The sequence below is a fragment of the Streptomyces sp. NBC_00820 genome (assembly GCF_036347055.1).
In the GTDB taxonomy this organism is placed as follows: domain Bacteria; phylum Actinomycetota; class Actinomycetes; order Streptomycetales; family Streptomycetaceae; genus Streptomyces.
This window is the reverse complement of sequence record NZ_CP108882.1, coordinates 7425123-7446751: the sequence shown is the minus strand read 5'-3', so window position 1 is coordinate 7446751 and position 21629 is coordinate 7425123. Positions and strand designations below refer to the sequence as shown.

General features: G+C 73.0%; 19 protein-coding genes and 1 pseudogene. 10 read left to right on the top strand and 10 right to left on the bottom strand.

Annotated features, from left to right (window positions below; all coding sequences use genetic code 11):
• Positions 1-187: 187 nt before the first annotated feature.
• Together OIB37_RS33225 and OIB37_RS33220 are read right to left on the bottom strand one after the other, a co-directional pair.
• Positions 188-565, bottom strand: coding sequence for a toxin Doc (locus tag OIB37_RS33225; protein ID WP_330461305.1), 378 nt, complete (start codon positions 563-565; stop codon positions 188-190).
• Positions 566-568: 3 nt separating this feature from the next.
• Complete coding sequence (locus OIB37_RS33220) at positions 569-808, bottom strand: hypothetical protein (RefSeq protein WP_330461304.1); 240 nt, start codon at positions 806-808, stop codon at positions 569-571.
• Positions 809-1075: 267 nt separating this feature from the next.
• Between OIB37_RS33220 and OIB37_RS33215 the strand changes: the two genes are divergently transcribed.
• Both OIB37_RS33215 and OIB37_RS33210 read left to right on the top strand, forming a co-directional pair.
• The gene (locus OIB37_RS33215) at positions 1076-2707 is read left to right on the top strand and encodes a multicopper oxidase family protein (RefSeq protein WP_330461303.1); all 1632 of its coding nucleotides are present in this window, start codon (positions 1076-1078) and stop codon (positions 2705-2707) included.
• Positions 2708-2930: 223 nt separating this feature from the next.
• Positions 2931-3278, top strand: a pseudogene (locus OIB37_RS33210) (ATP-binding protein); the annotation flags it as partial.
• Here OIB37_RS33210 and OIB37_RS33205 read toward each other — a convergent pair.
• Entirely contained in the window at positions 3272-3820 is a 549-nt protein-coding gene (locus OIB37_RS33205; protein ID WP_330461302.1) for an RNA polymerase sigma factor, read from the bottom strand. The pseudogene OIB37_RS33210 and the gene OIB37_RS33205 sit on opposite strands and share 7 nt — an antisense overlap.
• A 46-nt stretch (positions 3821-3866) precedes the next feature.
• Between OIB37_RS33205 and OIB37_RS33200 the strand changes: the two genes are divergently transcribed.
• Complete coding sequence (locus tag OIB37_RS33200) at positions 3867-5258, top strand: serine/threonine-protein kinase (RefSeq protein ID WP_330461301.1); 1392 nt, start codon at positions 3867-3869, stop codon at positions 5256-5258.
• A 158-nt stretch (positions 5259-5416) separates the two neighbouring features.
• Positions 5417-6121 carry a DUF4232 domain-containing protein gene (locus tag OIB37_RS33195; RefSeq protein ID WP_330461300.1) on the top strand — a complete coding sequence of 235 codons (705 nt, stop codon included), beginning with the start codon at positions 5417-5419 and terminating at the stop codon, positions 6119-6121.
• Positions 6122-6174: 53 nt separating this feature from the next.
• Here the strand turns inward: OIB37_RS33195 and OIB37_RS33190 are convergent, their stop codons facing one another.
• Positions 6175-8205 carry an RICIN domain-containing protein gene (locus tag OIB37_RS33190; protein WP_330461299.1) on the bottom strand — a complete coding sequence of 677 codons (2031 nt, stop codon included), beginning with the start codon at positions 8203-8205 and terminating at the stop codon, positions 6175-6177.
• A 392-nt stretch (positions 8206-8597) separates the two neighbouring features.
• Positions 8598-9566, bottom strand: a complete 969-nt coding sequence (locus OIB37_RS33185; RefSeq protein WP_330461298.1) for an aldo/keto reductase — start codon at positions 9564-9566, stop codon at positions 8598-8600.
• 250 nt (positions 9567-9816) lie between these two features.
• Here OIB37_RS33185 and OIB37_RS33180 point away from each other — a divergent pair, with 250 nt between their 5' ends.
• A complete protein-coding gene (locus tag OIB37_RS33180; protein WP_443058234.1) occupies positions 9817-10668 on the top strand; it encodes an endo alpha-1,4 polygalactosaminidase in 852 nt (283 codons plus the stop codon).
• A 150-nt stretch (positions 10669-10818) separates the two neighbouring features.
• Complete coding sequence (locus OIB37_RS33175) at positions 10819-12819, top strand: glycosyltransferase family 2 protein (RefSeq protein ID WP_330461297.1); 2001 nt, start codon at positions 10819-10821, stop codon at positions 12817-12819.
• 12 nt (positions 12820-12831) lie between these two features.
• Here OIB37_RS33175 and OIB37_RS33170 read toward each other — a convergent pair whose 3' ends face one another.
• The 3 genes from OIB37_RS33170 to OIB37_RS33160 all read right to left on the bottom strand — a co-directional run bounded on the left by OIB37_RS33170 (position 12832) and on the right by OIB37_RS33160 (position 14944).
• The gene (locus tag OIB37_RS33170; protein ID WP_330461296.1) at positions 12832-13365 is read right to left on the bottom strand and encodes a flavoprotein; all 534 of its coding nucleotides are present in this window, start codon (positions 13363-13365) and stop codon (positions 12832-12834) included.
• Positions 13366-13507: 142 nt separating this feature from the next.
• Positions 13508-13702 (bottom strand): ferredoxin, encoded by a 195-nt coding sequence (locus tag OIB37_RS33165; RefSeq protein WP_330461295.1) that lies wholly within the window; start codon positions 13700-13702, stop codon positions 13508-13510.
• Positions 13703-13714: 12 nt separating this feature from the next.
• The gene (locus tag OIB37_RS33160) at positions 13715-14944 is read right to left on the bottom strand and encodes a cytochrome P450 (RefSeq protein WP_330461294.1); all 1230 of its coding nucleotides are present in this window, start codon (positions 14942-14944) and stop codon (positions 13715-13717) included.
• Positions 14945-15491: 547 nt separating this feature from the next.
• On the opposite strand from OIB37_RS33160, the gene OIB37_RS33155 reads away from it, so the two are divergent.
• From OIB37_RS33155 to OIB37_RS33145, 3 genes are all read left to right on the top strand, one after another.
• Positions 15492-15941 (top strand): nitroreductase family deazaflavin-dependent oxidoreductase, encoded by a 450-nt coding sequence (locus OIB37_RS33155; protein ID WP_330461293.1) that lies wholly within the window; start codon positions 15492-15494, stop codon positions 15939-15941.
• 243 nt (positions 15942-16184) lie between these two features.
• A complete protein-coding gene (locus OIB37_RS33150) occupies positions 16185-16475 on the top strand; it encodes a DUF4235 domain-containing protein (RefSeq protein ID WP_330461292.1) in 291 nt (96 codons plus the stop codon).
• Positions 16476-16719: 244 nt separating this feature from the next.
• On the top strand, positions 16720-18354 hold the full coding sequence (locus OIB37_RS33145; protein WP_330461291.1) for an amidohydrolase: 1635 nt from the start codon (positions 16720-16722) through the stop codon (positions 18352-18354).
• Between the two features lie 36 nt (positions 18355-18390).
• Here OIB37_RS33145 and OIB37_RS33140 read toward each other — a convergent pair whose 3' ends face one another.
• Positions 18391-19206 (bottom strand): hypothetical protein, encoded by an 816-nt coding sequence (locus tag OIB37_RS33140; protein ID WP_443058296.1) that lies wholly within the window; start codon positions 19204-19206, stop codon positions 18391-18393.
• 261 nt (positions 19207-19467) lie between these two features.
• On the bottom strand, positions 19468-20436 hold the full coding sequence (locus OIB37_RS33135; RefSeq protein WP_330461289.1) for a GlxA family transcriptional regulator: 969 nt from the start codon (positions 20434-20436) through the stop codon (positions 19468-19470).
• Between the two features lie 71 nt (positions 20437-20507).
• Between OIB37_RS33135 and OIB37_RS33130 the strand changes: the two genes are divergently transcribed.
• Positions 20508-21458: an NADP-dependent oxidoreductase gene (locus OIB37_RS33130; RefSeq protein ID WP_330461288.1), complete on the top strand. Its 951-nt coding sequence runs from the start codon at positions 20508-20510 to the stop codon at positions 21456-21458.
• Positions 21459-21629 lie beyond the last annotated feature (171 nt).

Sequence of the window (21629 nt, the reverse complement as noted above, 5' to 3'; positions counted from 1 at the left end):
TACGGGTCGTGCGGGCGGCGCGGGTGTGACGTCGGTGCGCTGACGCGCACCTCGGGGACGCGCGCACGGGGAGCGGGAGCGCACCGGTGTCGTCGCGGCTGTTCCTCAACTGCCGCGAAAATACGGCCCCTTACCCCCCGCACGGGGTTTCAACCCTCGCACAACTTCCACACAAGCAACAAGGCCGTCAGATCTGCCAGGACCGAAGCCGGCCGGCCGCGCCGTACACGTCGGCCCCGCCGGACATCAGGTCGCGGGCGAGGTCGGCGAGGGCGCCGTGGGGCGGGTCGATGCCGACGCCGCTGGCGAACATGTAGGCCACGGCGGTGGCGCAGGCGAAACGGGCGTTGGCGGCGGGCAGCGGCCTGAGCACGGCGAGGGTGTGCAGGAGGGCGGCGGCCCGCCAGGCGGGGTCGGAGTCCACGCCGAGCCGGGGCGGGTCGACCCGGTGCCGGGCGACGGCGGCCACCAGCGCGGAGAGGTCGTGCACGGCGGGCTGGTCGGGCAGGACGTCCTCGTGACGCTGGAGCAGCCACGGTACGTCGATGTGGATGACGGGGGGCATCGCTCAGGCGGCCTCACCCTTGGCGGCGGGCTCGTCCTCGGGGAACGCCGCCGCGAACTCCTCGGCATGGGCGGTGAAGAAGCTCCGGAACGCCTCCGCGCCCTCCTGCAGTGCCCGGTGCCGGGCGATGTCGGCGGCGGCCGCCTCCCGCACGAGGGCCTTCATCGACGTACCGCGCTCCTTGGCGATCTGCCGCAGGTCCTCAAGTTCGCGCTCACTGAACTCCACGTTGAGAGCTGGCATGCCATCACGGTACCGCGCGGGTACTTACCCGTAAATACCACCAGGTCATCTACCATTTCGGATGGTACCTGCGGGTTGTGCGGGCAGTACGCGGCGCACCCGCGCCCCGCGTGCGGCGCAGGCCCGGCCTCTCGCACGTGGGGACCACCACTCTGCACCGCTCCGCACCGCCCCGCACCTCCTTCTTCCGGCCTCCCGGACCCGCCATCACCAGACGCGCCGCCGTAGATCCATCAGATATCAGCACAAAACGTGTCTTATTTCTTTATGCACACACCTTCGCGGCGTACCCTGCTCCGAGCCCCGATCGCTGCCGCCGGCGCGGGACTCCTGGCTGCCTGCACCGAACCCGGCTCCCACTCACGTTCCGGCCCGCAGCACGCGGCGGTCGTCGAGGGGGACTTTGTTCCCCCAGGGCCCAAGGGATACGTGGAGCCGTCGGGTCCGGAGGTCCGTGCGGCCGAGCGCAGACGCGGCTCCGGGCAGGTCCGCATGCTGAAGCTCACCGCGGGTGTGAGCACGCTGGACCTGGGCGGGCGGCAGGTGCGGACCTGGGCCTACCAGGACTCGCTCCCCGGGCCGCTGGTGCGCGTGACCTCAGGTGACGTCCTCAGCCTGACCCTCGCCAACCGGCTGCCGGCCACCACCACGCTCCACTCCCACGGCATTCGCCTGCGCTGCGACATGGACGGCGTGCCGGGGCTGACCCAGTCGGAGATCGCGTCCGGGGCCGACTTCAATTACCGCTTCACGGTCCCGCATCCGGGCACCTACCTGATCCACTCCCACGTCGGGATGCAGCCCGACCGCGGCCTGTACGCACCGCTCATCGTCGACGACCCCAAGGAGCGGCTCGCGTACGACAAGGAATGGATCATCGTCCTGGACGACTGGCTGGACGGCGTGGACAGCTCCACCCCCGACAAGGTGCTCGACCAGCTCAAGCCGGGCATGGCCGGCGGTATGGGCATGGGCATGGGCATGGGCCCCGGAGGCGGCCGTCCCGGCCCCGGCGGCACGGCGGGACCGCACGCGTCGCACACCAAGAAGGCGACCGGCCCGGACCGCCGGCTGCACAACTCCCGCAGCCGCCTGCTGCACTCGGAGGCGGGCAGCGTCGCCTACCCGCTCTACCTCGCCAACGGCCGCACCCCCAGCCATCCCACGATGTTCCGGTGCCGCCCCGGCGACCGCGTCCGGATCCGCATCATCAACGCCGGCTCCGACACGGCCTTCCGTGTCGCGCTCGGCGGCCACAGCATGACGGTCACGCACACCGACGGCTACCCCGTGGTGCAGAAACAGACCGACGCCCTGCTCATCGGCATGGCCGAGCGGTACGACGTCCTCGTCACCGCCAAGGACGGCGTCTTCCCCTTCGTGGCACTCGCCGAGGGCAAGACGGGGCAGGCCCTCGCGGTGATGCGCACCGACAAGGGAAGAACCGTTCCGCCTGCCAACGTGCGCCCGGACGAACTGGACGGGAAGCTCGTGCCCGCGCGCCGCCTCGAACCGCACCCCTCCGTGGCGCTCCCCGACCGCCACCCCGACCGTGAACTGCGCATCAGGGTCACCGGCACCATGCAGAGCTACGACTGGGGCTTCGACCACAAGGGGTACGACGTCCGTCAGCGCCACCCCATCCGCGCCGGTGAGCGGGTGCGGCTCACCCTCGTCAACGCCACCGACATGTGGCACCCGCTGCACCTGCACGGCCACACCTACGCACTCGCCGGCCTGGACTCCGCCGGGGCGCGCAAGGACACCGCGATCGTCCTCCCCCACCGCAAGCTGGTGGTCGACTTCGACGCCGACAACCCCGGCCTGTGGATGCTGCACTGCCACAACCAGTACCACTCGGAGGGCGGCATGATGACCGTCCTCGGCTACCGCACCTGACGGACCGGCCCGGCAGCGGGGCCCGGGGGAGGCCGACGGCGTCCCCCGCTCCCGGCCCGGGCCACAGCCCCGGCCGGGAGCGCGCACGGCCCCGCGCGGATCACAACGGTGCCCGACCGGAACAACCGTGACGGACCGCCAGAACGGACCCGCCGTCCACTCCCGCCCCGGAGGACCCGCCCGGAAGGCCGGCCCGGCGGCCGCGGGGTCGTCGCTCACGCGCGGCTCCCGCCCGATCCGGCTCCGGCTGATCCACGACGGGGGCACGCTGATCTGCGAGGTGTCCGACAGCAGCCACACCGCCCCGCACCTCAGGCGGGCCAGGATCTTCGACGAGGGCGGCCGGGGGCTGCTGCTGGTCGCCCAGCTGACCCGGTGCTGGGGCAGCAGGCACACCGCGGACGGCAAGACGATCTGGGCGGAACTGTCGTCGGCGCAGGAGGAACCGGCGACGCGGGATCAGCCGGCCGCGGGCGGGCGGGCGACGGACCAGCGGGCGACGGACGGGCGGGCGACGGGGCGGCCGGAGGACGGGCCGTCGTCGACGGGATGGCCGGCGGCGGGTCAGTAGCCGCGCAGCCAGGGCCGCACCTGTCTGCGGGCCTCGTGCAGACGTGACTTGAGCGTGCCGAGCGGGATGCCGACGCGCTCGGCGACCTCGGCGTACTCCAACTGGCAGATGTCCCGGTAGACCAGCGGCGCCACCAGGTGCGGGTGCTCGCGCTCCAGCCGGTCCAACGCCTCCAGCAGGTCGACGCGGGAGCCGGCGATGACGCTGGTGGTGCGCGGGTCGACGTGTGCGGCGGGCTCGATGGCCGCGGGCTGCTCGGCGGCCCGCCTCTTCAGCTCGCGGTACTTCTGGCGGCAGCAGTTGGCGACGACCGTGTACAGCCAGGTGCTGAAGCGGCTGCGGCCCTCGAAGGAGGAGATGTGCCGGGCCACCTGGAGCAGCGCGTCCTGCGCTGCCTCCTCGGCGTCCTCCCAGCACGGCAGGAAGCGCCCGCAGCGGCGCAGCACCTCCGGCCGCAGCTCGGCCAGCAGCCGGTCCAGTGCCGCCCGGTCACCCGCGGCGGCCCGCCGGGCGAGGTCCTCGGCCGTCGCCTCGTCCTGCACCTCAGGTCTCCCTCGGAGTCGATCTCAGGGCAGGCATGATAGTCGTATGCACTCCCTGGAGCGGATCGGCCGCTACCGCCCCCAACGGCGTCTGGGCGCGGGAGCCTTCGCGACGGTGTGGCTCGCCCACGACGACGAGCTGCAGGCCCCGGTGGCGGTGAAGGTACTCGCCGAGAACTGGGCCCACCGGCTCGACGTCCGGGACCGGTTCCTGGCCGAGGCCAGGCTGCTGCGCCGGGCCGGCTCCAGCCGGGTGGTGCAGGTCTACGACATCGGCGAACTCCCCGACGGAAGGCCGTACTTCGTGATGGAGTACGCCGACGGCGGCACCCTCGCCGATCTGCCCGCCGGCGCCGCGCTGCCCGTCCCGCAGGCGCTGGAGCTGACGGCGCAGGCCGCGCGGAGCGCCGCGGCGCTGCACGAGGCGGGCATCGTGCACCGCGACATCAAGCCGACCAACGTGCTGCTGCACACCGCGCCGGACGGCGGGCGGCGGGTGCTGCTGGCCGACCTGGGGCTGGCCAAGAGCCTCGCTCAGGCCTCGGCTCTGACCCTCGCCGCGGGTTCGGCGGGCTATCAGCCACCCGAGCAGGCCGAACCCGGGTCGGGCATCGACGCCCGCGCGGACGTCTACAGCCTGGGCGCGGTCGGGTACGAGCTGGTCACCGGGAGGGTGCCGGGGGCGCCGGGGAAGGCCGTACCGCCCAGGAGGCTGCGGCCGGACCTCGGCGAGGACGCGGAGCGGGCACTGCTGCGCGCCCTGGAGCCGGACCGGGAGCGGCGCTGGCCGAGCGCGCGGGCGTTCGCGGACGAGCTGGACCGGCTGGCCGCGGACCCCGGCGGCCGGCGCCCGCGGCGGCTCGACGTGGTCCGGGGCCGGATCGGCGGCACGACCCTGGCCGTGGCCGCCGGGGTGGTCGCCGCGGTGACCGCCGGGGCCGTGATGCTGGTGCTCCACCGGCCCGCGCACGCGGGCCCGGTCCGGGTGACGGACGCGACCGGCCGGGTGAGCGTCGAGGTGCCCGCGGGCTGGGCCCGCGAGCTGCGCGCCTCCGGCTGGGACCCGCGGACGCTCGGACTGCCGAGGGGGCACGAGCCGGGGCTGGTGGTCGCCGACGACCTGGCGGCCTGGTCCGATCTGCGGGCCGCGGTCGACGGCGTGTTCGTCGGGTCCGGGGCGCACGGCGACGCGGCCGCCCGGGTCGCCGCCCTCGCCCACCCCGGCTGCCGCTCCACGGCGAGCCACACCTTCACGAGCCCCGACTGGCGCGGCACCGTCCGCACCTGGACCGGCTGCCCGGACGGCGGCTCGATCACCGAATCCGTCCTCCACCCCGCACACGGCGGCACCGAGCCGCAGGTGTACGTCCAAGTGCGCCGGCAGGGTGACGACGGTTCCGCCGACGACGCCGTCCTGCGCTCACTCCGGGTCACCTGAAGGCCGGAGCGTGGGCCGGCGGCCGGGACGGGGAAAAAGAATCCCGTACGTTCCGAACTTTTCCGGCGGCACGCGCATCGGAATGTGGTGACGGCGCACCCGGCGCCGGAGGTACGCGGGCAGCCGCGTACCGCGAACATCCAGGAGTGTTGAGCGACATGGCGAACTCATCCCGGCCCCAGCGGCGCGCGGCCCTGCTCGCGGGCACGGTCGCCGTACTGGGCCTCCTGACCGCCTGCGGCGACGGACAGGACGTCCGCGTCGAGCCGGCGAAGACGGCGACCGGCACGGCGGCTCCCGCGACCGAGGCCACCCGGGGCGGCTCCACGGCCGCCAAGACCCCCGCCGCCACCCCGACCGGTGCGGCGGCGTCGTCCTCCGGCGCCCGGCCGTCCGCCTCCCCGGGCGGCGGCGACGGCTCCGGCACCAGGCCCGGCGGCACGAGCACCCGGTGTCACACCTCCGAGCTGCGCGCCTCGGTGGGCGGCAACAACCCGGGCGCCGGGCAGGAGAACTTCCCGATCGTGCTCACCAACAAGTCCGCCCGCGTCTGCACCCTGCGCGGCTATCCCGGCGCGGCCTTCGTCAACGCCTCCGGCGGTCAGCTCGGCCCCGACCCCAGGCGCTCCTCCGCCACGCCGGTGACGGTCACACTGCGGCCCGGACAGAGCGCCTGGGCGGGGCTGACCTTCTCCAACCCGGAGATCAGCGACGCGAAGACGGCCAGGCCGGCCTCGCTGCTGATCACCCCGCCGGACGAGCGCGACCACCTGAAGGTGGCGTGGACGGCCGGAACGGTCCCCGTCTCGGGGAACTCGTCCTCCGTGTTCCTGACCGTGTTCAGCTCCGGGACCGGCGCCTGAGGCCCAGCGCCCGTGCCGTGGCCGGACGCGGGCGTGGCCCCGGGCGTGGGCGCTCAGCGGTGGCGGCCTCCGCCGTGGCCCCCGCCGCCGTAACCTCCGCCGTCGTAACCCCCGTCTCCGTAACCCCCGTCTCCGTAACCCCCGCCGTAGCCTCCGCCGTCGTATCCGCCCTCGCCCCGGTCGCAGTAGTCCGGGTGGGCGGAGCAGACGTCGGTGGTGGGGTCGCCCGACGGCGTGCCGCCGGAGCCGGCCGGGGTGGGGGTGGCGGCGGGTGACGTGCCCGCGGAGGTCCTGGGGGCGGGAGGCGTCGGCGAGGAACGGGGCGGGGCAGGGGTGGTGACCGTGTCCCAGTTGACGTTCTCCATCTGGAGCTCGGGCTTGGCGGTGTCGACGGTCCAGCGTTCGGCGGAGGTGCCCGAGCGGTTCTTGAGGACCAGCGCGCCGGACCCGTCCGTGGCGGCCGGGGTGAGGGTGAGGTCCTGGTCCCAGCGGGGCACGAGGGCGCCCTGGAGCGTGAAGTCGTACCGGATGTTCCTGGCGGCCTTCCCGGTGGCCGAACAGGGGGCGAGCCGGACCGAGTAGCCGAGGTGGGAGTCCAGGCAGAGGCCGGGCGCGGAGGTGTTGCGCAGCAGCCCGTCGGTCTCGTACGTCCACTGCTGGCCCGGCGCCGATGAGCAGCGCGACAGTTCGGTCTCCGCGCCCTGGACGGCCTTGTTCCCGGCCACCCCGGCACACAGCCCCGAGGCGAGATTGCGCAGCCGGCCGTGCAGGGCGCCCTGCGCGGTGCCGCGCGTCCCGGCCCAGGACGGGCCCGGTGCCACGGACTCCGCGCCCGTCGCGGTGGCGGACGTGGCGCCGGGCGCGGGTGACTGCTCGTCGGAGCCGAACGCCGACCACAGGACCAGGGGCAGGGCGACGAGACCGCTGACGGTGGCGACCGCCAGCCCGAGGTTACGGCGCCGGGCCCGCCGCACGGCGCGGTGGGTGGAGCGGGGTGAGCGGGCGGGTCCGACGGAGCCGGCGCGGGCCGTGGAGGCGGGCCGGACGTGGGCGGCGGGTGGGGCAGCTTCGGCCCCGGGGAAGGCCGCTTCCGCCCAGTAGGGCGCTGCCGGAGGCGCCTGCGGGATAGTGGCACCTCCGGCCCGCTCGGCGGGCGCGGCGGCGGGCCGGAAGGTACCGGCGCCCGGGATGTCCCCGTACAGGGCTCCCTCCGCCGCGCGTTCCCCGCCCGCGGTGTCGTCGGCCCGCGCCGCCCGGGACTCCCGGTACGCCTGGGCGCCCCAGCCGAGGACGGCTTCGGCGAGGGCGAGGCCGAGCCCGTTGTGGAACTGGGCCAGTTGGTCGGCGGTCGAGCGGCAGTGCCGGCAGCCGGACAGGTGCTGCCGCAGGTCCGGGTCGATGTCGAGGGCGCCGCGCCGGAAGGTGACGTCCAGCATCCGCAGATAGCGCCGGCACTCGGTGTCGGGTGCGAGTTCGCGGTGGGTCTGGAGGCACTCCTCGCGCAACCGCTCGCGGGCGCGGCGGAGTTCGATCCGGATGTCCTCCTCCTCCAGGCCCAGCAGCGCGGCGGGGACGGAGAGGGGGTCGACCTCGGCCTCGACGTGCCAGAGCACGGCGCGGGAGGACTGGGGCAGGCACTGGAAGGCACGGGACAGCAGCCTCCGGCCGGGCGGCGGAAGCAGCCGGGCCGACGCGCGCTCGGCGCTGCCGGGGGCGGTCCGCAGCGCGGGGTGCAGGAGTTCGCGGCGGCCGTCGCCGCCTTCGCCGTCCCACTCGGCGGCGACGCGGCGGACGGTGACCAGGAGGTGGGGGCGCCAGGCGGCCGAGGGGCCCGCCTGTCTGATGGACTCCCCGAAGAGGCGGGTGAACGCGGCGGTGGTGAGGATGCCGGCGGCGCGCGGTCCGTCGGTGCACAGCCGGGCGTAGGCGAAGGCCGCTTCCCAGTGCCGGTCCAGGAGTTCCCCGACCTGATGGAGCGCGGGAGTCGTTCCCGTCCACTTCTTCAGCGCGGCGCTCAGCTCCTGGTCGGAGGCGTCGAACGGGCTGCCGGAAGCGGGGGAATTCGACGGGCCTGCGTCATTCACGACTGCATTCCTCCAGACGCGACACGGAATTAGTCCATACCAACCGGTATGGAGTGGGACGTGGCATCTCGGACGTCCGCCCGAGGCAGCTCTTTTGGAGCGCGGGGGCGTACGGGAGTGACCTGGCGCGAGCTATGGAAATGTGATTTCCCGTGCGCCGACAGCGCACACTTTCGCACAGGCCGGCGCGACGGAACAAGAGATCTCCCACCCTTAAACATTGGATATGGGGAATCCCTTATTGACGTATCGTCGAGAAAGGCTTTGGCCGCGTATTACCGCCGGTCGGAGCGGTGCATGTGCGCAGCGCGAAACACCGCGGCACACCTCGACACACCGCGGCGCACCGCACCGCACCGACCGGACGTGAGCAGGCGAACCTCAGGCGGGCATCAGTGGCCGCTGACGGCGCGCGGGGTGTACGGCCGCTGCAGCTCCTCGATCTCCTTGTCGCTCAGCTCCAGCTCCACCGCGGCCACCGCGTCCTCGATGTGGCGGGACGTGGCCGCGCCGACGATCGGCGCGGCCACGGTGTCCTGGTGCAGCAACCAGGCAAGGGCGACCTGGGCGCGCGTGACACCCCGGTCGTCCGCGATCCGGGTGACGGCCTCGACGATCGAGCGGTCGCCCTCCTGGTACAGGCGGCTGCCGAAGTCGTCGCGGGAGCTGCGCCCGGTGACGGTGCCCCAGTCGCGGGTGAGCCGGCCGCGGGCCAGCGGGCTCCACGGCAGCACGCCCACCCCCTGGTCCGCGCAGAGCGGCAGCATCTCCCGCTCCTCCTCGCGGTAGAGCAGGTTGTAGTGGTTCTGCATGGAGACGAACTTGGTCCAGCCGTTCAGCTCCGCCGCGTACTGCGCCTTGGAGAACTCCCAGGCGTACATCGAACTCGCCCCGATGTAGCGCACCTTGCCGGCCTTCACCAGGTCGTGCAGCGCCTCCATCGTCTCCTCGACGGGAGTGGCGTGGTCGTAACGGTGGATCTGGTAGAGGTCGACGTAGTCGGTGCCGAGCCGGCGCAGGCTGTGGTCGATCTCGGTCATGACGGCCTTGCGGGACAGACCGCCGCCGTTGGGGCCGGGGCGCATCCGGCCGTTCACCTTGGTGGCGAGCACGATCTCGTCGCGGTCGGCGAAATCGCGCAGGGCCCTGCCGACGATCTCCTCGCTGGTGCCGTCGGAGTACACGTTGGCGGTGTCGAAGAAGTTGATGCCCGCGTCCAGCGCCTGCCGGATGAGCGGCCGGGACGCCTCCTCGTCGAGCGTCCACTCGTGGACGCCGCGGTCGGGCAGGCCGTAGGTCATGCAGCCCAGACAGATCCGCGAGACGTCCAGGCCCGTCGAACCGAGCTTCACGTACTGCATAGTTGCTGCTCCCGCCTTCGGGACGGTCGGTTGTCACGGGGAGCCTACGGGGCACTCCGGCGCGGACTTGACGGCGACGACGAGCTCCCGATTGGATTCCACGCAGGTGTCGCGCCGTACGGCTGGACACACAGAGGTGCGCCCAGCCGGTGACGGGCCGTCACGGAGACGGCCCCAGCCCGGCCCCAGTCGCCAGGACGGCCCCGCGCCGGTCCGAGGCGGGGCCGTACCCGCGATCGATGGAGCGGACGTGCCCCACAAGGGTGTTCCCCGCGTCGGAGGTCCCGGGACGACCGCCGGCGCCGCACTGCTCGGCCTCGCCCTCGCGGCGGCCACGCTGAGCGGCTGCGAGTCCGGCGGTACCGGGCGGACCACGTCACCGAAGCCGGTCTCGGTGCGCCTGCCCCCGAGGCACGCCGGCTTCGACTACCAGATCGGCGGCAGTTACCCCCCGCCTTCCGGGGTGCGGATCGTCAGCCGCGACCGGTCCGACTCCCCCGCGCCCGGCCTCTACAACATCTGCTACGTCAACGCCTTCCAGGCCCAGCCCCAGGAACGCTCCTCCTGGGCCGCCGACCTGCTGCTGCGCGACTCCCGCGGCCGGGTCGTCGTCGACGAGGACTGGGACGAGGCCCTGCTCGACCTCCGCACCCCGGCCAAGCGCGAGCGGGTGGCCCGGCGGGTCGGGGGATGGACCGACGGCTGCGCGGACAAGGGCTTCGACGCCGTCGAGCCCGACAACTACGACAGCTACACCCGCTCCCACGGCCTGCTCACCGCCGCCGACGCGACCGCGTTCATGCGTCTGCTCTCCCGCCACGCGCACGCCCGGCACCTGGCCGTCGCCCAGAAGAACACCGCGGAACTGGCCGGGCAACGGGGGCGGACGGGGCTGGACTTCGCGGTGGCCGAGGAGTGCGGGCAGTACGACGAGTGCGAGGTCTACGCCAAGGCCTTCGACGACCGCGTGGTGGACATCGAGTACACCGCCGGCGGACTGCGCAAGGCTCTCGCCCGCTGGGGCGCCCGCCTGAGCATCGTCCGCCGTGACGTGAAGGTCTCCCGGCCGGGCAGCGCGGGATATGTCCGGGAAGCCGGATGACCAGCGCTCTTCACCTCACGGGACCACTCCCACACACAGGTGGCACATGATATGTTCACAAAAATTTGAAGGCTTGCCCCAGGCGCGTGAAGCCTCCATGAGAGATATCCGAACACTCCATGGATCGGGGTCGTCCGGTATTTGGAGCGCATGATCATGCCTGGCCCCACTGTGTCCGTGATTATCGCCGCGTACAATGCGATGCCCTATTTGACGAATTGCATCGCCTCCGTCGCAGAGCAGACCATCGGCCAGGACCGCCTCGAGGTCATCGTCGTCAACGACGGTTCCACCGACGGCACGCCGGCCGAGCTTGAGCGCCTGGCCGCCCTCCACCCGAAGCTGCTGCGCGTCTTCCACCAGGCCAACTCCGGTGGTCCGTCCGCGCCTCGCAACGCCGGACTCGACCACGCCACCGGGGAGTTCGTCTTCTTCCTGGACTCCGACGACCACCTCGGCCCCGAGGCCCTGGAACGCATGGTGCGGATGGCCGAGGAGAACGGCACCGACGTCGTCCTGGGCAAGATGGTGGGCGTCGGCGGGCGCGGGGCGCCCAAGTCGATGTTCAAGCGCAACCAGCCGCGCACGGACGTCTTCGCCTCCCGCGTGTACTGGACGCTCAACCCGATGAAGCTGTTCCGCCGGGACCTGCTGGAGCGTCTGCAGCTGCGCTTCCCGACGGACCTGGCCATCGGCGAGGACCAGCTCTTCGTCGGCGCGGCCTACCTGAACGCGTCCGGCATCTCCGTGGTCGCCGACTACGACTGCCTGTACTGGGTGCGGCGCGAGGACGAGGGCAACATCACCCAGCGGCTGAAGGGTTCGGAGCGCCGGCTGCGGTTCCTGCCGCGCATGGTCGACCTGATCCTGGACAACGTGCCGCCCGGCCCCGGCCGCGACCACCTGGCCCACCGTCACCTCACGGTGGAGATGCAGCACATCCTCAACCACCTCTCCTACGAGGGCCGCGAGACCCAGGAGAAGACGCTCGACCGGCTCGCCGAGGTCATCGAACCGCTCTGGCACGAGGAACTGCCCGAGCAGCTCTCGGCCATGGCGCGGCTCCGGCTGCACCTGGTGCGCCACCGCCTGCTCGACGAGGTGCTGGGCCTCATCGAGTTCGAGAGGGAACTGGCCCGGACCAAGGCGGCCACCCCCCTCCTCGTCGACGGGGGCCGCGCGTACGCCCGTTACCCCTACCTGCGCGACGAGTCCCTCGCGATCCCCGACTCCTGCTACGACGTCACCGATCAGCTCGGCCTGCGCCACCAGGTCACCCGGGCCGAACTCCTCGGCACCGAGCTGCACTTGGCCGGCCACGCCTACCTCCACCGGGTGGAGACCGAGGACGTCGGCACCGAACTCGTCCTGCGCGAGCGCGACAGCAAGACCGAGTACCGCCTGCCGGTCACGCACACCGCCACGCCCGGACTCGGAGCCACGGAGGACGACGGGCGGTTCGCCTACGACCTCGCCGGTTTCGAGGCCGTCGTCGACATCACCACGGCGGCCGGCGGAAAGCCGCTCGGCGACGGACTCTGGGACATCTCCCTCGCCGTCGGCGCCCAGGGCCTGTCCAAGGAGGTCCGGATCGGCAGCAAGCGCGCCGCCGACGTCTCCGGCGAGCCCGAGACGCAGGTGCTCACCACCGGCAAGGGCCTGCGCGCCGTCACCCTCTACGCCACCAAGCCGTACGGCAACTTCACGCTCGACCTCGGTGAGAAGAAGCACCGGGTGGCGTCCGGGCTGAGCTTCGGCAAGAAGGTCCGCTGGGCCGCCGACGCGCCCACCGAGCTGGAGTTCACCGCGCGCTGCACCCTGGCCGAGTACCCCGCGGCCGAGCTCGGGATCACCCTGTCCAACGACAAGGGCGCCACCCGTACGTACCGGCCGCTCACCGCGCCGGACAAGGACGGACGCTTCACCGTGCGTGTCCCCGTCACCGACCTGGCCGCAGGTCTGTGGAGCGGACACCTCCACCTCGGGCCCTGGCGCTGCCCCCTGCCGTCCCTCTCCGCGCTTCCGGCGGCGAAGTGGCGCCGACTCGGACTGCCCTGGTACGCGAAGCCGGCTCCCGGCAAGGACGGGAAGCCCGCCCTGCAGGTGTCCAGGACCGACCTCGTCAAGGCGCTGACCCAGCGCCTGGGCTGACGCGGCCTGCCGTCAGGGCCGTTCCAGGAGATCGAGGGCCCGCTCCCAGGGGAACCGGGGGCGGGCGCCGTCCTCCCGGGGCGGGCCCGGGTACGGGTCGCCGATGCGGACGCCCATGCCGCGCAGCCGGGTCAGACTGTCCTGGTAGGCGGGGTGGGCGGCCAGCGCGCCGCTCACACAGGGCAGCGCCGCGACCGGCACGCCCAGGCCGGGCGCCTCGCACAGGGTGGCGAGGGCGAGCGTGTCGGCGGTCCCGGCCGCCCACTTGTTGAGCGTGTTGAAGGTGGCGGGCGCCACGACCACGGCGTCCGGCGGCGGGAACGGGCGCGGGTCCGCCGGCGAGCGCCAGGCGGACCGGATCGGGCGGCCGGTGCGCGCCTCGACGGCGGCGGTGTCGAAGAAGCCGCCCATCGCGACCGGGGTGGCGATGACGCCGACCTCCCAGTTCCGCTCCTGGGCGGCCGTGATCAGGGTGCCGACGCCGTCGGCGATCCCGGCCGCGCAGACGACGACGTACAGGAAGGGGTTCCCGGCGTGTTCGGTCATCCGGGAACCCTACTGACGGCACGGCGGCCGGCCCGCACCGGGCTCTCCGGGCACACCGGACCCGCCGAGTGCGTGGGGCGCTCGGGCGCACCGGATCCGCCGCCCTCGCCGGGTGCACCCGGCGCACCCGGTGCTCCGGGGCTCAGCCGTCCGTGACGCTGATGGCGCCCACCGGGCAGGCGCGGGCCGCCTCCCGCGCCAGGGGTTCGCCGGCGCCGTCCTCACGGCCGGGAAGCACCGTGCTGTAGCCGTCGTCGTCCTGGGTGAACACGCCGGGCGCGGTCAGCGCGCACTGGCCCGCGCCGATGCAGCGTTCCTTGTCGATGTCGATATGCATGGGCAGAGCCTCTTACCAAGTCACGGGGAGTTCCAGCATCCCCTGGATCGTGTCGCCGGGTTTGAAGGGGATCTCCTGCGGCGGCGCCGCCAGCCGGAGGTCCGGCAGACGGGCGAAGAGGCTGCCGAGCGCGATCTCCAGTTCCGTGCGCGCCAGGTTCTGCCCCAGGCACTGGTGGATGCCGAAGCCGAAGGCGACGTGATGGCGGGCGGGGCGGTGCCAGTCCAGGGCGTCGGGATCGTCGTACACGGACGCGTCGCGGTTGATCACCGAGGTCGCGAAGAGTACGCCCTCGCCGGCCCGGATCGTGGTGCCGTCGACCTCGATGTCCTCCAGGGCGACGCGCAGCAGCCCGTCGGCGATCGACAGCATGCGCATCAGCTCCTCGACGGCGGAGGGCAGCAGCGCCGCGTCGGCGCGCAGCTCGGCCAGCCGTTCGGGGTGCTGGAGCAGGGTGAAGGTGCCGAGGGAGATCATGTTGGCGGTCGTCTCGTGGCCGGCGACCAGCAGGATGACGGCCAGCGAGATCACTTCGGCACGGTCCACGGTGCCGTCGCGCAGCTGGTTGTGGACGAGATCGTCCAGGACGCCGGTGCCGGGCTCGGGCGCCGCGGCCTTCTCGTCGATGAGATCGCCGAGGTAGGCCTCCAGCCGGGCGCGCGCCTCCAGGGTGTCGGCCGCCTCCGGGCCGCGCAGCAGCTTGCGGGACTGCGCCTCGAAGAACTCGTGATCGGCGTACGGCACCCCGAGCAGATGGCAGATGACCATCGAGGGCACGGGCAGCGCGAAGGCGGAGACCAGGTCGGCCGGCGGTCCCTTCTCGATCATCGCGTCCAGCAGCGCGTCGACGGTCCGCTGGATCTGTGGCCGCAGTTCGGTCGCCCGCCTGAGCGTGAACGACGGGACCATCATCCGGCGCTGTGTGCGGTGCTCGGGGTCGTCGACGCCGAGCAGGGCCACCCGGCGGTCGCGGACGGCCGCGAAGCGGGCCGTGGGCGCCGGGAAGTCGGGGCGGCACCGGTCGGTGGACAGGCGGGGGTCGACGAGCAGCGCGCGGGCCGTGGCGTGCGCGGTGACCAGCCACGCCTCACGCCCGTCGAAGAGGGTGACCCGGGACAGGGGCCGTCCGTCGCGCACCGGGTCGTATCCGGTGGGCGGGTCGTAGGGGCAAGTGCGGTCCTGGGGGAATGCGACGGGTTCGGCCGGGGTCGCCGGTCCGGTGGTGTCCGTCAGTTCCGTCATGGATAGACCTCGCAGACGAAGAAGTGCGTCGTGCCGATCTTCATTAGATGCCCGGGGCATCTAGGCGGCGACGGCAAGTTCGGCCAGATCGGTGATCCGGGACGATCTGGCCGAAGTACGCGGGCCGCGGGCACCCTTTCGCGTCGCCGTTCCGGCACGGCCGCCGGGTACGGCGAGCTCCGCGCCTTCGGCCGTGTTCCGCGCCGGTGCGCTCCTTCCGTCGGACGTCTCGTGCGCGGCCACCGGGCGGCCCGAACCCGGCGGCCGGTTCCGCCGTGCTGGATCGGCCTCGGCCGGAGCGGCCGGTTCCAGATCCTGGGCGTACCACGTCTCGGTCCTTCCAGTATCACTCGCCCCGTCCGTGCGGGTGATCTGCTACGCGGGCCCGCTCTCCGGCCGCGTGTGACGGCTCGCGACGATCCGCGGGACGATCACCCGCATGGCCGAGACGGCCCGCGGTACGGATGATTGCGGCGGCCCGCGGTGTTGAGCAGGCCGCAGGACTGCGCCGGAGCGACCGGCGATACCGACGAAGGGGACGGATCCCATGCCTCTTGAAGGTGAGTACGAGCCCAGCCCGACGGACTGGGTGCGCGAGCAGGTCGAGCTGTACGAGAGCTCGGGCGGCACGAAGGGGACCACGCTGCTGGACACGGGGCTGCCGGTGATCCTGCTGACCACCCGTGGCTCGCAGAGCGGGAAGATCCGCAAGACACCGCTGATGCGGGTGGAGCACGACGGCACGTACGCCGCGGTCGCCTCGCTCGGCGGAGCCCCCAAGCATCCTGTCTGGTACTTCAACGTCAAGGCCGATCCGCACGTCGAGCTGCAGGACGGAACGGTCAGGCGGGACATGCGGGCCCGTGAGGTGACCGGCCAGGAGAAGGCCGACTGGTGGGAGCGGGCCGTGGCCGCCTTCCCGCCGTACGCCGAGTACCAGGAGAAGACCGACCGGGAGATCCCGGTGTTCGTCCTGGAGCCGGTGGACGGGAGCTGATCCGGGGCACGGGCCGAGGGAGGACCGGGGGCGGCACCCCTGCTGATTCCGGCCGGGAAGCGGTTCCTTTTAGAAAAATCTGCGTTGCGGACGTATGAACCCCTTCCGGGGCGGGCACCCGTGCCTCAGGCCCCGCCGCGCTCCCCCGTCGCGGCGGGGCCCTTTCGCGCCCGCGAGCGGGCGAACGGGTGGCACCGGAACGCCGGACGGCTTGCGCGCCGGGCGGCGAGGTAGGTGTCACCCATGGCGAAGATCAAGCAGCAAAAGCTCCCTCTCCTCTACCAGCCGCTCGGCTTCGTGCTGAGCTGGGCGGGCGGGACTCTGGCGGGACTGGCCTACCGCAAGGTGTGGCGGACGATCCGGCACGAGGAGCACGCGCCCGACGCCCTGGACCCGGACCGCGGCTGGGGCGAGATCCTGCTCGCGTCGGCGGTCCAGGGCGCCATCTTCGCGGTGGTGCGCACGGCCGTGGACCGCACCGGCGCACGGGCCGTCGCCCGGTCCCGGCGCGGGCGGACGGGCGGGCGCGACTGAGGGGGCGGGGCGGGAGAGCGAGCGCGGCTGAGAGGGCGGGGCGGGAGCGCGGGCGCGGCTGAGAGGGCGAGGCGTGAGAGTGGGCACGGCTGAGGCAGCGCGCCCGTTCACTCACGTCCCCGCGCCGCGCGCGCCTTATGTCAACGCCGTTGACCTGTAGGGCACATGGAAGGTTTCATCGGGGTCCGGCGTCCCTTCCCGGCGGGTTCCGATCACTGCCGACCGCCCTGTCCGGAAAGACTTCATGCACGCTGATCTGCTCTTCACAGGTGGCCCCGTCCTCACCCCCGGGGGTCGTACGGCGACCGCTGTCGCCGTCACCGGGGGTCGCGTCACCGCCGTCGGGGACGACGACGGGCTGCGCGAACTGGCCGGGCCGCGCACGGAGGTGGTGGATCTCGCGGGGCGGCTGCTGATGCCGGGCTTCCAGGACGCGCATGTCCATCCGGTCTCCGCCGGCCTGGAGGCGCTCCGGTGCGATCTGACCGGGGCGACGACGGCCGAGGCGAGCGTGGCCGCCGTGCGCGCGTACGCCGAGGCCCATCCGGGGCGGGAGTGGATCCTCGGCGGCGGGTGGTCGATGGAGGCGTTCGAGGGGGGTACGCCGACGAAGGAGCTGCTGGACGCGATCGTGCCGGACCGGCCCGTGTACCTGCCGAACCGGGACCATCACGGCGCCTGGGTGAACAGCCGCGCGCTGGAGCTGGCCGGCGTCGACCGCGACACACCGGACCCGGCCGACGGGCGGATCGAGCGGAACTCCTCGGGCGAGCCGGGCGGCACGCTGCAGGAGGGTGCGATGCGGCTGGTCGGCCGGCTCGTCCCGCCCGCCACCGCGGCCGACCGGCTCGCGGCGCTCCTGCACGCCCAGCGGCATCTGCACGCGCTCGGCATCACCGCGTGGCAGGACGCGCTGGTCGGCGACTTCGCCGGCATGGCCGATCCGGCCGAGGCGTACCGCACCGCCGCCCGGGACGGTTCACTCACCGCGCGCGTGTCCGGGGCGCTGTGGTGGGACCGGACGCGCGGCGCCGAACAGATCCCCGAACTCACCGAGAGGCGGGCCGCGTTGAGGTGCGGGCGGCTCCACGCGGACACCGTGAAGCTGATGCTGGACGGGGTCGCCGAGAACCACACCGCCGCGCTGCTCGACCCCTACCTGGACAAGTGCGGCCACGTCACCGCCAATCGCGGCAAGAGCTTCATCGATCCGGCCCGACTTCCCCACTACGTCACGGAGTTGGATGCCCTTGGCTTCCAGTGCCACTTCCACGCGCTGGGCGACCGCGCCGTACGCGACGCGCTGGACGCCGTCGAAGCGGCCCGGACGGCCAACGGGCCGAGCGACACCCGGCCGCACCTGGCGCATCTCCAGGTCGTCCACCCGCGGGACGTGCCGCGCTTCGCCGGGCTCGGCGCCACCGCCACCATCCAGCCGCTGTGGGCCGCGCACGAACCGCAGATGGACGAGCTGACGATCCCCTTCCTCGGGGCCGAACGGGCCGCCCTGCAGTACCCCTTCGCGGCGCTGCTGCGCTCCGGCGCCCGGCTCGCGGCGGGCAGCGACTGGCCGGTGAGCAGCCCCGACCCGCTCCACGGCATCCATGTCGCCGTCAACCGCGTCGAACCGGGCGGCACCCGACCGGTGTTCCTGCCGCACCAGCGCCTGAGTCTCACGGAGGCCCTGACGGCGTACACGGCCGGGTCGGCGTACGTGAACCGTCTGGACGAATGCGGGCGCGTGGCCGTCGGAGCGCTCGCCGATCTGGTGGTGCTGGACCGCGACCCGTTCGCCGGACCGCCCGAGGCGATCTCGGAGACGAGGGTGGCGGTCACCTACGTGGAGGGTGAGCGGGTGTACGCGGCGCTTGGGGAGTGAGGGCGGGCGGGAGAGCGCCCCGGTGACCGGCACCTGTCACCGGCAGCCGACGTCCGCCTTCACGCGGGGCCAGGCCTCCACGCCGTCGCTCGTGCGGACGTAGGCCGTCTCGTGGTCGTCCGTCAGCCACAGACGCCACCCCCGGTAGTGGTAGCCGGTGTCGCGGGCGTCCGACGGCATGCGGACGTGCCGGCGGTACGGCGCCCTGAGCAGTCCGTCACGGCCGAGTACGCCCTCGGGGTCACGGGCGTACTCGCGGCCGTCGAGATCGAGGAAGCGCGCCGACTGCCAGTCGCAGTGCTCCGAACCGGACGCGGAGGTGAGCCTGCTCACCGGCACCCGTTTGCCCGCACGGTCCGTCCAGACCTCCCAGCCCAGGTCGGCCGCGTACCGCGCGGGAAGTTCGGCGGGGTCGCAGGAGGCATTGGTCTCCGGTCCCCAACCCGGCCTGTCCTTCTGGTCCTTGGCCACCACGACGGCCACCTTGGTACGACCGCCGGCGTCGAAGGAGTAGAGCACGCGGGCGGCGTCCCGGCGCTCCACCCGGTAGCCGTGGTCCGGCTGCGACGGCTGGAAGATGTCGAAGAAGAGCCTCAGCCCGTCCTCGGGTGTGTCGCCGCCGTCGGAGGCGCTCCACCCGTCGGGTCCGCCGCCCTCGAAGATCCGCCCGTCGCATTCCAGCGCCCTGCCGGCGGCCCCGGAGGCCAGGAGCAGGGACCGGGGGCTGTGATCCTCCGGGTCCGTGGTGGGTACGTACAGCGGGCCGCCGTACGGGGCGGCCGGCGGTGTGCCCTCGATCACCAGCGGCGCCCCCGCCCCGTCGTCGCACCCGCTCACCAGCACGGCCGTCATGACCGCGGCAGCGGTCACCGCCGCGCGCACCGTCGTGGTCACCCGCACTCTTCGCATTCCCGGCCCCCATTCGCTCCGCCACGCGCGTCTGCCGCGCGGCTCTGCCACGCGCCTCTGCCGTCGTCGCGCTTCTCCGACGCGGCGGGCGGCCGAAACGTTCGGCTCCGACTCGGCGGGCGGCCGAAACGGTCGGCAGTCGGCGGCCGAGACGATCGGCGGGACGCGCGGCCTTCAGCGGGCCGCGGAACGGCAGGCCGGCTCTCAGCGGGACTGGTGGAAGGTCCGCCGGTAGGCCTGTGGGGACACCCCGATCGAGGCGTGCAGGTGCTGCCGCAGGGAGGCGCCGGTGGCGAAGCCGACCTCGGCCGCGATGCGGTCCACGGAGAGGTCGCTGGACTCCAGCAGGTGCCGGGCGCGGGCGACGCGCTGCTGGACGATCCAGCGGCCGGGGCTGAGTCCGACCTCGTCGCCGAAGCGGCGGGCGAAGGTACGCAGGCTCATCCGGGCGTGTCCGGCGAGGTCGGTCAGGGTGAGCGGCTCGTCCAGGCGCTCCAGGGCCCAGGTGCGGGTGGCTGCCGTGCTCGCGGCGCCGCTGCCGGGCACGGGCTGTTCGATGTACTGGGCCTGCCCGCCGTCCCGGAACGGGGGTACCACGCAGCGGCGGGCGACGCTGTTGGCCAGCTCGCTGCCGTGGTCGGTGCGGATGAGGTGCAGGCAGATGTCGACGCCGGAGGCGGCCCCGGCGGAGGTGAGGATCCGGCCGTCGTCCACGAAGAGGACGTCCGGGTCGAGATCCACGCGCGGGTAGCGGCGGCGGAACAGGTCGGCCACCTGCCAGTGGGTGGTGGCCCGGCGGCCGTCGAGGAGCCCGGCCGCGGCGAGGACGAACGCGGCGGTGCAGATGGACACGATCCGCGCGTCCGGGCGGATGCGGGCGAGGGCGGCGGCGAGCTCGTCGGGCAGTTCCGTGGGCAGGAACTCGGGCGGGACGGAGGTGACGACGACCGTGTCGGCGGTCTCCAGGATCTCCGGGCCGTGCCGCACGTCGATGCCGAAGTCGGAGTTGGTGCGCACCGGGCGGCCGTCGACCGTGCAGGTCAGCACCTCGTAGTGGCCGTCGGCGGCGCCGAGGATGCGGCTGGGGATGCCCAGCTCGAAGGGGTAGACGCCGTCGAGGGCGAGGACGACCACACGCTCGGGGGCCGGGGTTTCCTTGGGTGTGCCACGCATGGCACGATCCTATCGAAGGTTGGCAATCATGCCATTTTCCGGACGGGCGATTCCGGGCAGGCTGGGTGACCATGAGCAATGTGAACACCATGCGTGCCATCAGCCAGGACGTCCTCGGAGGCCCCGAGGTCCTGAAGGAAGTCGAGATCGAGCGGCCCGTGCCGCGTCCCAACGAGGTACTGGTCCGGGTGCGGGCCGCCGGGGTCAACCCGACCGACTGGAAGCACCGGGCCACCGGCGGGTTCCTGGGCGAGCCGCCGTTCGTCCTGGGCTGGGACGTCTCCGGCGAGGTGGTGGAGACCGGCGTGGGCGTCGCCGCCTTCGAGCCCGGCGACGAGGTCTTCGGCATGCTGCCCTACCCGTTCGGTCACGGCTCGCACGCCGAGTACGTGATCGCCCCGGTCCGCGCCCTGACGCACAAGCCGGCCTCGATCGACCACACCCAGGCGGGCGCGCTGCCGCTGGTGTCCCTGACCGCCTGGCAGGCGCTGACCGAGCACGCCGGACTGCGGCCCGGCCAGCGGGTGCTGATCCACGCCGCGGCAGGCGGGGTCGGGCACGTGGCCGTACAGATCGCCAAGGCGCTCGGCGCGTACGTGATCGGCACGGCGAGCGAGGGCAAGCACGACTTCCTGCGGGAGATCGGCGTGGACGAGGTGATCGACTACCGGTCCACGGACTTCACCGAGGCGGTCCAGGACGTCGACGTCGTCCTGGACACGCTCGGCGGCGAGACGTCCGTACGGTCACTGCGCGTACTGCGGCCGGGCGGCGTCGTGGTGTCGATCCTGCCGGTCGGTTCGCCGGAGTTCCACGAAGAGGCCGAGCGCCTCGGCGTGCGGGCGGTACGGATGCTGGTCGACGCCGACCGGGCCGGGATGCGGGAGATCGCCGGGCTGGCGGAGTCGGGCAAGCTGCGCGCGACGATCGCGGGCACCTTCCCGCTGGCCGAGGCCGCGAAGGCGCACGAGCTGGGCGACACGGGCCGCACGACGGGCAAGCTGGTCCTGCTGGCGGACTGACCGGTCCCGCCGACGGACCCGGCCGTCGGCCGGGTCCGTCGACTGACCGGACGACCGGCCGGACGACCGGCTGGCGGACCGGACGAACCGGAACACGGACACGACTCCACCGAACCACTCGCGTCAAACTCGATGACATATGTCAATCGAACATGCTCAAATTCCTTCTGT

Excerpts from the sequence above, each read along its gene's own strand:
- OIB37_RS33135 (WP_330461289.1), bottom strand. The coding sequence starts at position 20,436 with ATGCGTGGCACACCCAAGGAAACCCCGGCCCCCGAGCGTGTGGTCGTC.
- OIB37_RS33155 (WP_330461293.1), top strand. The coding sequence starts at position 15,492 with ATGCCTCTTGAAGGTGAGTACGAGCCCAGCCCGACGGACTGGGTGCGC.
- OIB37_RS33145 (WP_330461291.1), top strand. The coding sequence starts at position 16,720 with ATGCACGCTGATCTGCTCTTCACAGGTGGCCCCGTCCTCACCCCCGGG.
- OIB37_RS33165 (WP_330461295.1), bottom strand. The coding sequence starts at position 13,702 with ATGCATATCGACATCGACAAGGAACGCTGCATCGGCGCGGGCCAGTGC.
- OIB37_RS33215 (WP_330461303.1), top strand. The coding sequence starts at position 1,076 with ATGCACACACCTTCGCGGCGTACCCTGCTCCGAGCCCCGATCGCTGCC.
- OIB37_RS33140 (WP_443058296.1), bottom strand. The coding sequence starts at position 19,206 with ATGACGGCCGTGCTGGTGAGCGGGTGCGACGACGGGGCGGGGGCGCCG.
- OIB37_RS33225 (WP_330461305.1), bottom strand. The coding sequence starts at position 565 with ATGCCCCCCGTCATCCACATCGACGTACCGTGGCTGCTCCAGCGTCAC.
- OIB37_RS33130 (WP_330461288.1), top strand. The coding sequence starts at position 20,508 with ATGAGCAATGTGAACACCATGCGTGCCATCAGCCAGGACGTCCTCGGA.
- OIB37_RS33170 (WP_330461296.1), bottom strand. The coding sequence starts at position 13,365 with ATGACCGAACACGCCGGGAACCCCTTCCTGTACGTCGTCGTCTGCGCG.
- OIB37_RS33175 (WP_330461297.1), top strand. The coding sequence starts at position 10,819 with ATGATCATGCCTGGCCCCACTGTGTCCGTGATTATCGCCGCGTACAAT.
- OIB37_RS33185 (WP_330461298.1), bottom strand. The coding sequence starts at position 9,566 with ATGCAGTACGTGAAGCTCGGTTCGACGGGCCTGGACGTCTCGCGGATC.
- OIB37_RS33220 (WP_330461304.1), bottom strand. The coding sequence starts at position 808 with ATGCCAGCTCTCAACGTGGAGTTCAGTGAGCGCGAACTTGAGGACCTG.
- OIB37_RS33195 (WP_330461300.1), top strand. The coding sequence starts at position 5,417 with ATGGCGAACTCATCCCGGCCCCAGCGGCGCGCGGCCCTGCTCGCGGGC.
- OIB37_RS33150 (WP_330461292.1), top strand. The coding sequence starts at position 16,185 with ATGGCGAAGATCAAGCAGCAAAAGCTCCCTCTCCTCTACCAGCCGCTC.
- OIB37_RS33160 (WP_330461294.1), bottom strand. The coding sequence starts at position 14,944 with ATGACGGAACTGACGGACACCACCGGACCGGCGACCCCGGCCGAACCC.
- OIB37_RS33200 (WP_330461301.1), top strand. The coding sequence starts at position 3,867 with ATGCACTCCCTGGAGCGGATCGGCCGCTACCGCCCCCAACGGCGTCTG.